Origin of the sequence: Nocardioides sp. Kera G14 (genome assembly GCF_020715565.1) — a bacterium.
Lineage (GTDB): Bacteria > Actinomycetota > Actinomycetes > Propionibacteriales > Nocardioidaceae > Nocardioides.
Genome location: NZ_CP085839.1, coordinates 994983 through 1007557, shown reverse-complemented (window position 1 = coordinate 1007557; position 12575 = coordinate 994983). Strand labels below are relative to the sequence as shown.

Annotated in this window: 14 protein-coding genes and 1 pseudogene; 9 read left to right on the top strand and 6 right to left on the bottom strand. The window is 69.5% G+C overall.

The features are described 5' to 3' along the window. The first annotated feature begins 5 nt into the window (after positions 1-5). The 3 genes from LH076_RS05055 to LH076_RS05045 all read left to right on the top strand — a co-directional run bounded on the left by LH076_RS05055 (position 6) and on the right by LH076_RS05045 (position 2894). The gene (locus LH076_RS05055) at positions 6-875 is read left to right on the top strand and encodes an inositol monophosphatase family protein (protein ID WP_227782909.1); all 870 of its coding nucleotides are present in this window, start codon (positions 6-8) and stop codon (positions 873-875) included. A gap of 55 nt (positions 876-930) precedes the next feature. Next, positions 931-1305 carry an FKBP-type peptidyl-prolyl cis-trans isomerase gene (locus tag LH076_RS05050; RefSeq protein ID WP_227782908.1) on the top strand — a complete coding sequence of 125 codons (375 nt, stop codon included), beginning with the start codon at positions 931-933 and terminating at the stop codon, positions 1303-1305. A gap of 419 nt (positions 1306-1724) precedes the next feature. Next, complete coding sequence (locus tag LH076_RS05045; protein WP_227782907.1) at positions 1725-2894, top strand: PQQ-dependent sugar dehydrogenase; 1170 nt, start codon at positions 1725-1727, stop codon at positions 2892-2894. Here the strand turns inward: LH076_RS05045 and LH076_RS05040 are convergent, their stop codons facing one another. Further along, complete coding sequence (locus LH076_RS05040; protein ID WP_415753316.1) at positions 2895-3119, bottom strand: RNA-binding S4 domain-containing protein; 225 nt, start codon at positions 3117-3119, stop codon at positions 2895-2897. It lies immediately after the preceding gene. Positions 3120-3232: 113 nt separating this feature from the next. Continuing rightward, the gene (locus LH076_RS05035; protein ID WP_227783575.1) at positions 3233-4477 is read right to left on the bottom strand and encodes a DUF445 domain-containing protein; all 1245 of its coding nucleotides are present in this window, start codon (positions 4475-4477) and stop codon (positions 3233-3235) included. 55 nt (positions 4478-4532) lie between these two features. Between LH076_RS05035 and LH076_RS05030 the strand changes: the two genes are divergently transcribed. Beyond that, positions 4533-4928 carry an adenylyltransferase/cytidyltransferase family protein gene (locus LH076_RS05030; protein ID WP_227782905.1) on the top strand — a complete coding sequence of 132 codons (396 nt, stop codon included), beginning with the start codon at positions 4533-4535 and terminating at the stop codon, positions 4926-4928. Here LH076_RS05030 and LH076_RS05025 read toward each other — a convergent pair. Continuing rightward, a complete protein-coding gene (locus LH076_RS05025) occupies positions 4915-5262 on the bottom strand; it encodes a hypothetical protein (protein ID WP_227782904.1) in 348 nt (115 codons plus the stop codon). The genes LH076_RS05030 and LH076_RS05025 overlap by 14 nt on opposite strands. 39 nt (positions 5263-5301) lie before the next feature. Between LH076_RS05025 and purU the strand changes: the two genes are divergently transcribed. Both purU and LH076_RS05015 read left to right on the top strand, forming a co-directional pair. Continuing rightward, complete coding sequence (gene purU, locus LH076_RS05020) at positions 5302-6159, top strand: formyltetrahydrofolate deformylase (protein ID WP_227782903.1); 858 nt, start codon at positions 5302-5304, stop codon at positions 6157-6159. A gap of 58 nt (positions 6160-6217) precedes the next feature. Then, positions 6218-6499, top strand: a complete 282-nt coding sequence (locus LH076_RS05015; RefSeq protein ID WP_227782902.1) for a hypothetical protein — start codon at positions 6218-6220, stop codon at positions 6497-6499. Here the strand turns inward: LH076_RS05015 and LH076_RS05010 are convergent. Continuing rightward, a complete protein-coding gene (locus LH076_RS05010) occupies positions 6496-7659 on the bottom strand; it encodes a matrixin family metalloprotease (RefSeq protein ID WP_227782901.1) in 1164 nt (387 codons plus the stop codon). The genes LH076_RS05015 and LH076_RS05010 overlap by 4 nt on opposite strands. Before the next feature lie 216 nt (positions 7660-7875). On the opposite strand from LH076_RS05010, the gene LH076_RS05005 reads away from it, so the two are divergent. Next, positions 7876-9507 carry a nitrate- and nitrite sensing domain-containing protein gene (locus LH076_RS05005; RefSeq protein WP_227782900.1) on the top strand — a complete coding sequence of 544 codons (1632 nt, stop codon included), beginning with the start codon at positions 7876-7878 and terminating at the stop codon, positions 9505-9507. 101 nt (positions 9508-9608) lie between these two features. Here LH076_RS05005 and LH076_RS05000 read toward each other — a convergent pair. Then, positions 9609-10031: pseudogene (locus tag LH076_RS05000) on the bottom strand (ATP-binding cassette domain-containing protein); the annotation flags it as partial. Beyond that, on the bottom strand, positions 10028-10498 hold the full coding sequence (locus LH076_RS04995) for an amino acid ABC transporter permease (protein ID WP_415753140.1): 471 nt from the start codon (positions 10496-10498) through the stop codon (positions 10028-10030). The gene LH076_RS04995 and the pseudogene LH076_RS05000, both read right to left, overlap by 4 nt. Before the next feature lie 259 nt (positions 10499-10757). On the opposite strand from LH076_RS04995, the gene LH076_RS04990 reads away from it, so the two are divergent. Further along, complete coding sequence (locus LH076_RS04990) at positions 10758-11918, top strand: CDP-glycerol glycerophosphotransferase family protein (protein ID WP_227782899.1); 1161 nt, start codon at positions 10758-10760, stop codon at positions 11916-11918. Then, the gene (locus LH076_RS04985) at positions 11915-12568 is read left to right on the top strand and encodes a hypothetical protein (RefSeq protein ID WP_227782898.1); all 654 of its coding nucleotides are present in this window, start codon (positions 11915-11917) and stop codon (positions 12566-12568) included. The genes LH076_RS04990 and LH076_RS04985 overlap by 4 nt, the downstream gene beginning before the upstream one ends. Positions 12569-12575 lie beyond the last annotated feature (7 nt).

The window sequence follows — 12575 nt, the reverse complement described above, 5'->3', positions numbered from 1 at the left end:
GGCCGGTGCCTGAGGACTACACCGACGACCTGCGACTGGCGCACCTGCTCGCCGACGACGCCGACTCGATCAGCAACGACCGCTTCAAGGCGCTCGACCTGCACGTCATGACGAAGCCCGACCTGACCCCGGTCTCCGACGCGGACAAGGCGGTCGAGGACTCGATCCGCCGCACCCTCTCGCGTGCCCGCAACCGCGACGCCATCACCGGCGAGGAATTCGGATCAACGGCCGGCTCCTCTGCGACATCTGGCCGCCGCTGGATCATCGACCCGATCGACGGCACCAAGAACTACGTCCGCGGCGTGCCCGTCTGGGCCACGCTCATCTCGCTCGCCGTCGAGGACGAGGTCGTGATGTCCGTCGTCTCCGCCCCCCAACTCGGCCGCCGCTGGTGGGCGTCGAAGGGGCAGGGGTCCTGGACGGGCAAGTCCCTGATGAAGGGCACCCAGCTGCACGTCTCCGACGTACGGCGCCTCGACGACGCCTCGTTTGCCTACTCCGACCTCTCGGAGTGGGAGGACCGTGGCAACCTCGACGGCATGATGGCGCTGATGCGCCGGGTGTGGCGCACGCGCGGCTACGGCGACTTCTGGTCCTACATGCTGCTCGCGGAGGGCGCCGTCGACATCGCGGCGGAGCCCGAGCTGGCGCTCTACGACATGGCCGCGCTCGTCCCGATCGTGGTGGAGGCGGGCGGGTCGTTCACGTCGCTCGACGGCAAGCCCGGGCCGTGGGGCGGCAATGCGCTCGCGACCAACGGTCACCTGCACGAGGCTGCGCTCTCCTTCCTCGGCTCCTCGTCGTCCACCGACGACCCCGACGAGCCGCCCACGACCGGCCCGGGCACCGTCACGCACCTGCACGGCCGCTGACCACCGACCGTCGCTCGGTGAGCCGCTCAGTAGGCCGCTCAGTAGGCTGGTCGGCATGACTGCTGAGAAGCCCGAGATCGACTTCGTCGACCCGTCCGAGACCTACACCGACCTCGTGATCACCGACCTCCGCGAGGGCGAGGGCGACGAGGCCGTGGCCGGGAAGACCGTCACCGTCCACTACGTCGGTGTCGCGCTGTCGTCGGGCGAGGAGTTCGACGCCTCCTACAACCGAGGCGCGCCCTTCCAGTTCCCGCTCGGCGGCGGCCGCGTCATCGCCGGCTGGGACCAGGGCGTCGCAGGCATGAAGGTCGGCGGTCGCCGCCAGCTCGTCATCCCGCCGCACCTCGGCTACGGCAGCCGCGACCTCGGCGTGATCAAGCCGAACGAGACCCTGATCTTCGTCGTGGACCTGCTCGGCGTCAGCTGACGTCTCGGTCATGCATGCCGCTCGATCCCGTGAGGACGCAAGCGCGGGTACTCCACGCGGGCGTGAGACTTGATCGGCGCTCTCCACGACATAGTGGCATTCCCCATGTCAGCCTCGTTCTCGCCGACTACGCCAATGGGACCGGCCCGTTGGACCACTCAATTGGACCAATGCGCTCCATCCACGCGCTTGGTTGGAGTGGCCTGGTGGTCCAACAGAGTGGTCCAACCGGGTGGTCCAACAGGCGTAGCGCGGTGCCACGCGGCGTACAGACGTTGGGACCAGCGCGTCATGCGGGGTGAATGAGGGACAAGCGGTCGCTCTTACGGCGCCATCCCGGACTCATCGTCACAGTCTCGGCTGGATGCGGCTGGAGCCGCCCGATGACCCGCCTTGGTCGTACGCGGGATGCTGGGGTCATGCGGAGGAGATCGGCGCTGTCGCTTGTCGCCGGCCTCAGTGTGTTCGCACTCGTGGCCGGATGTGGGGACACGTCCGACGACGACCCGTCCGCGTCCCCGACCGCAAGCTCCGCGACGACGAGCACACCGGCGAGGAGCACACCGGCGCCCTCGAGCTCAGCCCCTGTCTCGAGCCCGCCACCCACCGACGCCATGCCGTCGGCCAAGGTCGTGAAGACCATCGCCAGCGGCCTCGACGTGCCGTGGGGGCTGGCGCTGCTGCCCGACGGCTCTCTGCTGGTCTCCACTCGCGATGACGGGGTGATCCATCGGATCGACCTCGCCACCGGCCGGATGAGCCGGTTCGGTGAGGTGACCGGCGCGGTGAGCAACGTCGACCAGGGTGGAGAAGGTGGGCTGCTGGGGATCGCGGCGTCGCCGACGTACGCCTCCGACCACACGCTCTTCGCCTACTACTCCACCGCCGACGACAACCGGATCGCCCGCAGCACCGACGGCCGACGGTGGCAGGTGATCCTCGACGGCATCCCGCACGGCGTGCACCACAACGGTGGCCGTCTCGCCTTCGGCCCGGACGGCATGCTCTACGTCGGCACCGGGGAGTCCGGCGAACCGTCGCTCTCGCAGGACCCCGACTCGATGGGCGGCAAGATCCTCCGGATCACGACGGCCGGGAAGCCGGCGCCGGGCAACCCCGACCCGAGCTCGCCGGTCTGGACGATCGGCCACCGCAACGTGCAGGGACTGGCCTTCGACAAGGACGGACGGCTGTGGGCCAGCGAGTTCGGCGACCACACCGCCGACGAGCTCAACTGGATTCGGAAGGGCCGCAACTACGGCTGGCCCGACACGCAGGGGCGCACCGACGACCAGCGGTTCACCAGCCCGGTGGCGCAATGGGGCACCGAGGAGGACAGCCCGAGCGGCATCGCGATCGCGTCGGGCGCCGTCTGGATGGCTGCCCTCCAAGGCGAGCGGTTGTGGCGAATCCCCTTACAGGGCACGGATGCCGGCACTCCGAAGGGCTTCCTCGACGGTCGCTACGGGCGGCTGCGCAGCGTGCTCGCGATCGACGACCACACCCTCGTGGTGACGACCAGCAACCGCGACGGCCGCGCGACGCCGCGCACGGGCGACGACCGGGTTCTGCTTGTCAGCGTCAGCTGATCACCAGGGCAGGTCGTCCTCGAACTGCTCCCCGTCGACCGGGGTGGCGAACTGGCCGCCGAGCTGCACGACGTCGCCCATGCTCAGCTGCCGGCCGCGGCGGGTCTCGACCTGTCCGTTGACGAGCACCTCGCCGCCGGCGATGACCTCCTTGGCCACCGAGCCCGAGTCGACGAGGTTCGCGAGCTTGAGGAACTGGCCCAGCCGGATGATGTCCCCCGTGATCGGCACCTGCTCGGCGAGCTCGTGCGGATCGGGCGTGGACGCCTCAGGCGTCGAGGAGCGCTTGCGGCGGCCGAACATGTCTCGCAGTCTCTCACGCCGGCATCACGGACAGGTCACGTCACAAGGACGGTGACAGCGTGGATCAGTACGCCGACAAGGCCTCCGACGATCGTGCCGTTGATCCGGATGAACTGCAGGTCGCGGCCGACGTGGAGCTCGATCCGCTCCGAGGCCTCGCGACCGTCCCACCGCTCGATCGTGTGCGTGATGATCGCTGTCGCCTCGGACCCGTAGCGCGAGACGATGAAGACCGCGGCGTCGCTGGCGAGCGCGTCGATCCGGTTCCGCAGGGCCTCGTCAGCCAGGAGCGCCGCGGAGAAGTTGGTCAGCTCGTGGAGCAGGCGCTCACGGACCGCGCCCGAGGGATCCTTGAGCGACGTGGTGAGCGCCCGGCGCAGTGCGTTCCAGACCGAGATCGAGGAGGCGAGCACCTGCGGGTGCTCGAGCATCCGGTCCTTGAGCCGCTCGGCCCTCTCCTGCGTCTCCGGGTCCTCCTGCAGGCCGGTCGCGAGCTGCGCGAGCCAGGAGTCGAACGCGAAGCGCGCGCGGTGCTGGGAGTCTGCCTGGATGTCCTCGATCCACTTGATCATCTCGAGGTGGATCCTGCTCGCCACCCCGTGGTTGAGCGCCTGCGGCGTCCACCACGGCGCCCGCTCCTCGAGCACGTCGGTGACGGTGTCGGGGTTCTCCACGAGCCATTCGCGGAGCTCGAGGAGGCCGAGATCCACCAGGCCACGATGGAGATCGTCCTCCACGGCCTCGGCCAGCAGGCCGCCGAGGATCGGGGAGATGGGCTCCTGCCGCAGCCGCGGGAAGACGGCCTCCGACAGCAGTGCCGAGACGTGGTCGTCACGGACCCGGGCGAGCCCCGCGGCAGCAACCGTCGAGATCTCGTCGACCACGGTGCGGGCGTTCGCGGGGTCGGAGAGCCACGTGCCCACACGGAGCGCGGGCTTCACCGTCGCGATCCGGTCGCGGATGATCGACTCGTGGAGGAAGTTCTCGCCCACGAACTCCTCGAGGCCGCGGCCCAGCTCGTCCTTGCGTTTCGGGATCAGCGCGGTGTGCGGGATCGGCAGGCCGAGCGGGTGCCGGAACAGGGCGGTGACGGCGAACCAGTCAGCGATCGCACCGACCATCGACGCCTCGGCGCCCGTGTTGACGAAGCCCCAGAACCCACCCCGGTCGAGCGTCAGGAGGTAGACGACGGCCGCGAAGCAGAGCAGCCCCGTGGCCAGGGTCCGCATCCGGCGCAGCGCCTGCCGACGTACGGCGTCGCCCGCTGTGTCCCCCGCCATCAGACTCACGTGTGCGATTCTGCCGGGTCGGACCTGAGGTGGCAGGATGCGGGCCGTGTCGCGCACGGTCATCACCTTCGGAACCTTCGACGTCTTCCACGTCGGGCATCTGCGCATCCTCGAGCGTGCCGCCTCGTACGGCGACCGGCTGGTGGTCGGCGTCTCCGCGGACGCCCTCAACCTCAAGAAGAAGGGCCGCGCCCCGATCTACAGCGAGGCGGAGCGGCTCTCCATCGTCAACGCACTGAAGGGTGTTGATGAGGTCTTCGTCGAGGAGAGCCTCGAGCTCAAGCGGCACTACATCGAGCAGTTCGCCGCCGACGTCCTCGTGATGGGTGACGACTGGGCCGGTCGCTTCGACGAGTTCAAGGACATCTGCGAGGTCGTCTACCTGCCGCGCACGCCGGCGATCTCCACGACCGCGCTGATCGAGAAGATCAGTCAGGCCTGACCTCTTCGAGCGTCGAGGTGCCGGTGGACCTGTCACCGGTGCTCCACTGCCAACTCTCGTGCAGACGGATCCGGCCGTCCTCGAGCACCTCGGGCGTCGAGTGGCAGCTACCGGCCTGGAGTTCACCCTCGACGGTCAGCTGGTGATAGCGGAAGTCGAGGTTTCCCTCGGCGTCGACCAGTCCGATCAGGTGGCCGGCGACGATGTCGCCGCCCTGGTAGGCGGACGTGATCACGCGACGACGCTGTCGGTAGACGAACACGGTCTCCGTGGACACTGTGCCGTTCGGGGAGAGCGAGACGGGTCGGAACACCCGGCCGTCGTAGTCGATCACGGGCCGAAGGTTATCGCCGCAGCCCTAGACTGGTCGGTCGTGACCCGCCCCGAGTTCGTGCTGACCATCGACTGTCCCGACGCTCCGGGACTCGTGCACGCCGTCAGCGGCTTCCTCGTCGCACGTTCGGGCAACATCATCGAGGCGCAGCAGTTCAACGACCCGAACAGCGGGCGCTTCTTCCAGCGGGTGCACTTCGAGGTCCTCGACGACACGGTCACCCTGGCCGACCTGAGCGAGGGGTTCGCCGCGGTGGCCGATCACTTCAGCATGGCGTGGGAGCTGAGGGATGCGGTGACGCCGTACCGCACGCTGTTGATGGTGAGCAGAGAGGGCCACTGCCTCAACGACCTGCTCTTCCGATGGTCGACCGGTGCCCTGCCGATCGAGATCCCGGCGATCGTCGGCAACCACCTCGACCTCAAGCCGCTCGCCGACCACTACGGCATCGACTTCCACCACATCCCCGTCACGGCCGCCACCAAGGCGGACGCGGAGGCTCAGCTGATGGAGCTCGTCGACGGGCTCGGCATCGACCTCGTGGTGCTGGCGCGCTACATGCAGATCCTGAGCGACGACCTCTGCGGGCGGCTGGCGGGCCGCGCGATCAACATCCACCACTCCTTCCTGCCCAGCTTCAAGGGCGCCCGGCCCTACCACCAGGCGTGGGCCCGGGGCGTGAAGCTCGTCGGCGCGACCGCGCACTACGTCACCGCCGAGCTCGACGAGGGCCCGATCATCGAGCAGGACGTCCTCCGGGTCGACCACCGCACCAACGCCTCCGACATCGTCGCCGCCGGCAAGGACGTGGAGGCTCAGGTGCTCTCCCGTGCCGTGAAGTGGCATGCCCAGACCCGCATCCTGCTCAACGGCCACCGCACCGTGGTCTTCCACTGAATCCTGATCCCCTCAGGCACTGGCGTAACCGTGCTCTGGCGCGCATCGTTGGAAGACCATGGCGCACCACCCCAGCCGCAACGAAGCGCTGCTCCTGCTCTCGGCCAGCGAGGGCATGTCACCCGAGCAGCGCCGCCTCGCCATGACCCTGTGCCTCGACGCCATCGTCGCCGCGCCGTCGATGTGCAGCACCCATGTCGGCCGCATCGCTCGTGAGGGTGCGGAGCTCCTGCTCGGGCTCGAGTTCCCGGAGCTCGGCCACGAGATGACGATGGAGCTCGCGCGTACCTGCGAGCGGATCGCCGTCAGCCGGGCGTACGACGCCGCACAGGGGTCTTAGAGGCAGCCGCCCGCCAGGCCCACGGCCGCGAAGCCTGCCAGGTCGCCGGCGCCGTACTGCGTGTAGGAGCGCGCGGTCACCGTCGGCGCCATCATCTGCGACGCATCGGCCGTGTGACCCAGGCCGAGCACGTGTCCCATCTCGTGCATGACGACGTACCCGAGGGTCTTGCCCTTCCCCATCCGGGACTTGAGCTTCTCCGTTCGGTCGATCACCATGCCGCCGCTGAAGTACTCGGCCCTCCGGCTCGACCCGACCTGCGTCGAGCGGCTCCAGGAGCCGGACACGGCCAGCACGGTTCCGCGCAGCTCGCCGGCCTGCTGCGGCTTGGCCCACGCGATGGTGAAGCCGTAGTTCGGCATCCCGCTCCGCGATGAGTTGCCGCCGGCGAAAGGCACGCCGTTGGAGTATCCGGAGAAGCGGAAGGTGAGGCCGGAGGCCTCGTGGACCTTCTGCATCGCGGCCATGATCGTGGGCAAGGCGTTCTTCGGCATCCCGGCGCGGTTCACGTAGAAGGGGATCGGGGCACACGGGTTCCATCGGACATCACCCGAGGACAGTCGTGCATAGGAGCGGGCGGATCCCCTTGCCGCGTACGGAACCCGGACGCCCACGGTGAAGGGCGACGTCGCCTGCTCGGTGCTGGTCCCAGTCGCCGCCGAGAGCACGCGCCAGGTGTGGGTGCCGTAGAAGCCGGTCGGCACGGCCACGGCGTAGGTGCCGGAGGCGGTGGTGGGCACCGTCGCAATGGACGACCAGCCCGTCGGCGTCTTGAGCTGCAGGCTCACCCGGGCGGCGCTGACCGGTGTGGGAGCGGGTAGCTCGGTGACAGACGACGCGCCCGCGAGCAGGCTGCTGACCGTGGTGGTGGCCCCGCTGAGCATGCGGTCCAACGCACTCAGTACGCCGCCGGCCGGGGCCTTCACCTGGCCGCCGATGACGAGCCGACTGTTGAGTCCGACCATTCGGCCGCCACGCAGGCTGACCGAGACGGAGGTCGGCGGCAGCGTGACCCCGCTGCTCGCGCTGGTCGAACCGGCCGCCGGTGCCGCACCAGCAGCGTCGGCCGCGGCGGCCGACTGCGCGGTGGCGGGCACGACGGTCGCGACGAGGGCTGCTGCCGCAAGAGCGCCACTGGCAAGACGAGGGAATCGGTTCATGCCTCGCCCATCGGCATTCCCCGACCACTACCCCAGTGATCATCGCTGGGACCTTAGTCCGAATTCACTAGTCGACGTAGCCATGTAGTCCGAACGACCACTGGGGTAACCCGGATGCGCCGTTCCCGTAGGACCTTCGTCCCCTTTCGACCCCAGGGCCTGTCGCAACCGGGCGGGGATCTGGTGCGATGGCTCGGTCCACACTCGGGAGGGGCAATGGCGAAGCCGAAGAAGAGCCGTCTGCGGAGCATCCGTCCGCGGCTGATCGGCGTCCTACTGATCCCGACGGTCGCGGCACTCGCCCTGGGGTCCTTCCAGACGGCCCAGCTCGTGCAGCGCTCCCACGAGCTCTCCCGCAGCGAATCGTTGGTGCGCACGCTGCCGAGCGCCTTCCAACTGGCGCTCCAGCTCCAGGTCGAGCGCGACGCGGAGACCGCGTTCGGCGCCGACAAGGCGTCCCTGGGCAGGCTCCGGATCACCACCGATGCGCTCGTCGACCACTGGCGCGCCGAGGTCCCGACGATCGACACCGCCGGCAGTCCGGCGCTCTCCCAGGACCTGGCACTGATCACCCGCGACCTCGGCAGACTGGACACGACCCGCGCCCGCCTGGGCGAGGAGTCCACCCGCGCGGCGGCCCGTACGGACTACACCGACACGCTCAACGTCCTCCTCGGCCTGGCGCAGCGACTCCCCTTCGTCGATGACCCCACGCTCTTCGATGAGACGGCCGCACTCGCAGAGGTCCGCCCCGCCGTCGAGGCGCTCGGCGACCAGGGCGACGCCGTGGCGGCCGCCCTGTCCGGCGGGCGGCTCGACGTCCGCGACCTGACGACCCTCGCGGACGCGACCTCCCGGTGGAACGTCGCGACCCTCGCCTTTGCCCGCCAGACGACCCCCGGCATCCGCCTGAAGTTCGAGCAGGCCAGCGGCATCGACGCCACCAGTGGCGTGGTCCTCGCAGGGAACCCCATGCAGAACGCGATCACGGAGCTGCTCTCCACCGGCGACCCGGCCTCGATGGGCATGACACCGGACGAGTTCCTCGAGGTGCAGGGGAAGTTCGTCACCGCGATGACCGGCATCATCGTGGGCGCAGCCGACGAGCTCGAGGCCCACCTCCACGACCGGATGACGCACGCCCGCACCGAAGCGATCGTGGCGAGCTCGCTGCTCCTGCTCACGCTCCTGGTCGCCCTGGTCGAGGCGCGCCGCAACCGTGAGAAGCTCCTGGTGCCCGCCGGCGGGGACGCCGCGCCGGTCGAGACCGCCGTCGGGGTCGCCGCGCCCGCCGAGCCTCCGACGCCCTCGGAGCCCACCGTCGTCGCCCCCACGACGAGTACCGCCCTCCCCGCCCACGAGCGACCGCGCGTCACGGCGCCGGACCAACCGCTGCCGGTGCTGCCCGCCGTGGCGGTCGTACCCAGGCCCGACTCCGGACCGTCGACCTGGTTCACGCCCATCCAGAGTGCCCAGCCCGAGGACCTGCTCACCCACTTCTTGGCCTACGGCCGCGGCGAGACGCCCACGCCTGTGGTCGCCGTCCCGGCGCCCCGCCGCGAGCCGGATCTCGTGGAGGACACCAGCGGGGCCGTCGTACCGTTCCCGGCCGGATTGCGCTCCGACGCAGACGAGTGGGATGACGAGGCGACGATCTTCGCCGTCCTGCAGTCGGAGTGGTTCACCCGCCTGACGGACACGCGACACCCCGAGACGTGGGAGTCGCCGGACGACCAGGGCTGGCAGCGGGCGGCCCAGCTCGCGGCACCGGACGTGGATGCGGCCCTCCCAGAGACGGCCATCGGAGCCCTTCCCCAGCGGGTGACGGGCCAGCACCTGGCTGGCTGATCGACAGATCCCGGAGATGTCAGTGCTGCAGGCGGGCCAGGAAGTCCCGCGTGGCCGGCTGTTGGGGTGCGTCGAAGATCTGCTCCGGCGTGCTGCTGTCCGCCCGAGAGCCGGTCCGGGTAGGAGCCGGCGTGCTCGGCGAGACCGATCCGCTCCAGCAGCTCGCGGCCCCGCGTGTCGGCCTGGGCCTTCGGCACACCCTTGACGCGCCGCAGGGCGAGCGTGACGTTGGCGAGCACCGTGAGGTGGGGGAAGAGGTTGTAGTGCTGGAAGACGACGCCGATCCGTGCCCGGACGGCGTCCACGTCCACCCGCGGATCGCTGATGTCCTTCTCGGCGAGGAAGAGCTGGCCGTCGTCGATCGGCTCGAGCAGGTTGATCGTCCGCAGCAGCGTCGACTTGCCCGAGCCCGAGGCGCCGATGAGCACCACGACCTCGTGCTTGGCGACCTCGAGGCTGACGCCGTCGAGGACGACGCGGTCGCCGAACCGCTTCTGCACCTGGTGGATCCGCAGGGTGGTCATACGACTCCCCCGATCTGCTCCCGGGTCCGGGCGCGGGCGGTCAGCCAGTCGGTCAGCCGGATGAAGGGCCAGGAGAGCAGCACGAAGAGGAGTCCCGCGACGACGTACGGCGTGAAGTTGTACGTCGTCGACACCTCGATCTGCGCGGCCCGGACCGCATCGACCGCACCCAGCACCGAGATCAGGCCGACGTCCTTCTGCATGGAGACGAGATCGTTCATCAGCGCCGGCGTCACCTTGCGCACGGCCTGGGGCAGCACGATGAGGAGCAGCGTCTGGCCATAGCTCAGGCCCAGGGACCGTGCGGCGAGGCTCTGCGAGGGATGCACCGCCTCGATGCCGGCACGGAGGACCTCGGCGACGTACGCGCCGTAGGTGACGACGAGCGCGATCGTGCCCCAGACGTAGGACGGCACGCGGCCGGTGAGTCCCAGACCCGGAATCCCGAAACCGACGAGGTAGAGCACGATCAGGAGCGGGATGCCGCGGAAGAGGTCGGTGTATGCGGGATCAGCTCAGATGGCGCTGCCGACGCCCCCGCCGGCACCGCGACCGGTCAGCCGGCGTACTCGCCGTGGGTCGACGACGACAAGCCCGAGTCGGGCAAGGGCTTCGAGGCGGCCGTCGCGTACGTTCAAAGTCGAGTCAAACGCATGACTTCATGGTGGCAGATGGGCGCCGCGCTCGGGTTAGGTACGCGAAACATTCGGGACTTACGATCCGTCAGTGCTGAAGGCCCCCACCATCGATGTCATCGCCTACTTCGCTGACGACCCCACCCGGGTCTACCAGCTGTTGCAGTGGCTGCCGGTGCTCGAGGGGCTCGATCCGAGTCATCCGGTCGGAATCGTGACGCGTGACCACGACACCGCGATGGTCGTGCGCAGCAGCACCACCCTGCCGGTCTTCTGCGCGCCGGAGTTCCACGAGATGCACGAGCTCTACCCTGCGCTCGACGCCAAGGTCGCGGTCTACTGCAACAACTCGATGCGCAACTTCCAGTCGCTGCTGGACAACCGACTGCTGCACGTCCACATCAACCACGGCGAGTCGGACAAGCAGTCGATGGTCTCCAACAACGCCAAGGCCTACGACCGCGTCTTCGTCGCCGGTGAGGCCGCCGCGCAGCGCATCGTCAGCGGGCTCCTGGAGTTCGACGACTCCAAGCTCGTGCGGATCGGCCGCCCGCAGCTCGACCTCCAACCGGAGCCGATCATCACGGAGTCGCCGCGCCGCACCGTCCTCTATGCGCCCACCTGGGAGGGCGACGCCGAGTACAACGACTACACGTCGGTCGACGTCTTCGGCGCGCAGATCATGGCAGCGATCCTCGCGGTGCCCGATGCCCGTGTCGTCTACAAGCCACACCCCAAGGTGACGACGTCCGAGGTCCCCGCCGTCATCGAGGGGCACCGCGCGATCATGTCGCTGCTGGAGTCCGCCGCAGCCGCCGAGCCGGAGGCCGGTCACGAGGCGGTCCTCGTCGGCGACATCCTCGCCGTCATGCCGCACTGCGACGCGATGATCACCGACGTCTCGTCGGTCGGCCTGGACTGGCTCTACCTCCGCACCGAGAAGCCGATCCTCATCACCGACAAGCATGGCGACGCCGAGAAGCTCCGTCAGGAGGTGCCCGTCTCGCGTGCCGCCGACGTGCTGCAGGCCGAGGACGTCAACGACATCCCCGGCCTCACCGCCCTCGTGACTGCCCGGCTCGAGCACGACGAGCACCGGATCGCCCGTGCCGCGATGCGCCATCACTACTTCGACGACGTACGGGTCGGCGAGTCCACCCAGCGGTTCGAGGCCGAGATCGCGGCGCTCTGCGAGCTCCGCGACCGCCTCATCGGCGTGGCACCCTCCAGCGACGAGGCTGTCACCGCGTGAGCATCCTCAACACCGGCGCGAGCACCACGGTCCAGCTCGGACTCTGCGTCGGCGGGCTGCTGCGCACCTGGGCCGCCGACGGCACCACGCAGCTCTGGCAGGTCGAGAACGACGCGATCCTCACCGCGGTGCAGAACACCGGCATGCTCGCCCGAGCCCCCCGCGAGGACGGGCGCTTCCGTGAGGCCGCCGAGCTCACCGAGGGTACGTCGGGGCCGGAGCTCCGGCTGCCCAACGGCACCGCCCTGCGTCTGACGGCGGCGACAGGCGCGGTCTCCCCACGTGCCGAGGCTCCGCAGGAGTTCGTCCGGGCCGTCAACCAGGCGGTGCGCCACGCGGCTGAGTCCTTTGAGTTCCTCGTGGTCGAGATCGGCGGCTGGGACGCGCCTCTCGTGCCCTACGCCTTCTTCGCGCTGCACGTCGCCGAGGACGGCACCCAGCTATCCACCGTCGAGGTCTCTCCCCCGCCGTCGGGCAGCGAGCTGTGGTCGACGCACCTCACCCCCGGCGAGGAGGTCGTCTCCCTCTCCGCCCCCGTGAGCGCCGAGGCCATCGACATGGCGCCCTACTACCTCGCCGACGCGGTCCCGGGCTGGGGAATCCTGCCCTGGGACATCGCCCTGACGTTCGGCGTGCGCGAGCAGGCCTGAACCCCAC

Bases quoted from the DNA above. Each gene is read 5' to 3' on its own strand.
- LH076_RS05050 (WP_227782908.1), top strand. From the start codon at position 931: ATGACTGCTGAGAAGCCCGAGATCGACTTCGTCGACCCGTCCGAGACC.
- LH076_RS05045 (WP_227782907.1), top strand. From the start codon at position 1,725: ATGCGGAGGAGATCGGCGCTGTCGCTTGTCGCCGGCCTCAGTGTGTTC.
- LH076_RS05035 (WP_227783575.1), bottom strand. From the start codon at position 4,477: ATGGCGGGGGACACAGCGGGCGACGCCGTACGTCGGCAGGCGCTGCGC.
- LH076_RS05015 (WP_227782902.1), top strand. From the start codon at position 6,218: ATGGCGCACCACCCCAGCCGCAACGAAGCGCTGCTCCTGCTCTCGGCC.
- LH076_RS05010 (WP_227782901.1), bottom strand. From the start codon at position 7,659: ATGAACCGATTCCCTCGTCTTGCCAGTGGCGCTCTTGCGGCAGCAGCC.
- LH076_RS05005 (WP_227782900.1), top strand. From the start codon at position 7,876: ATGGCGAAGCCGAAGAAGAGCCGTCTGCGGAGCATCCGTCCGCGGCTG.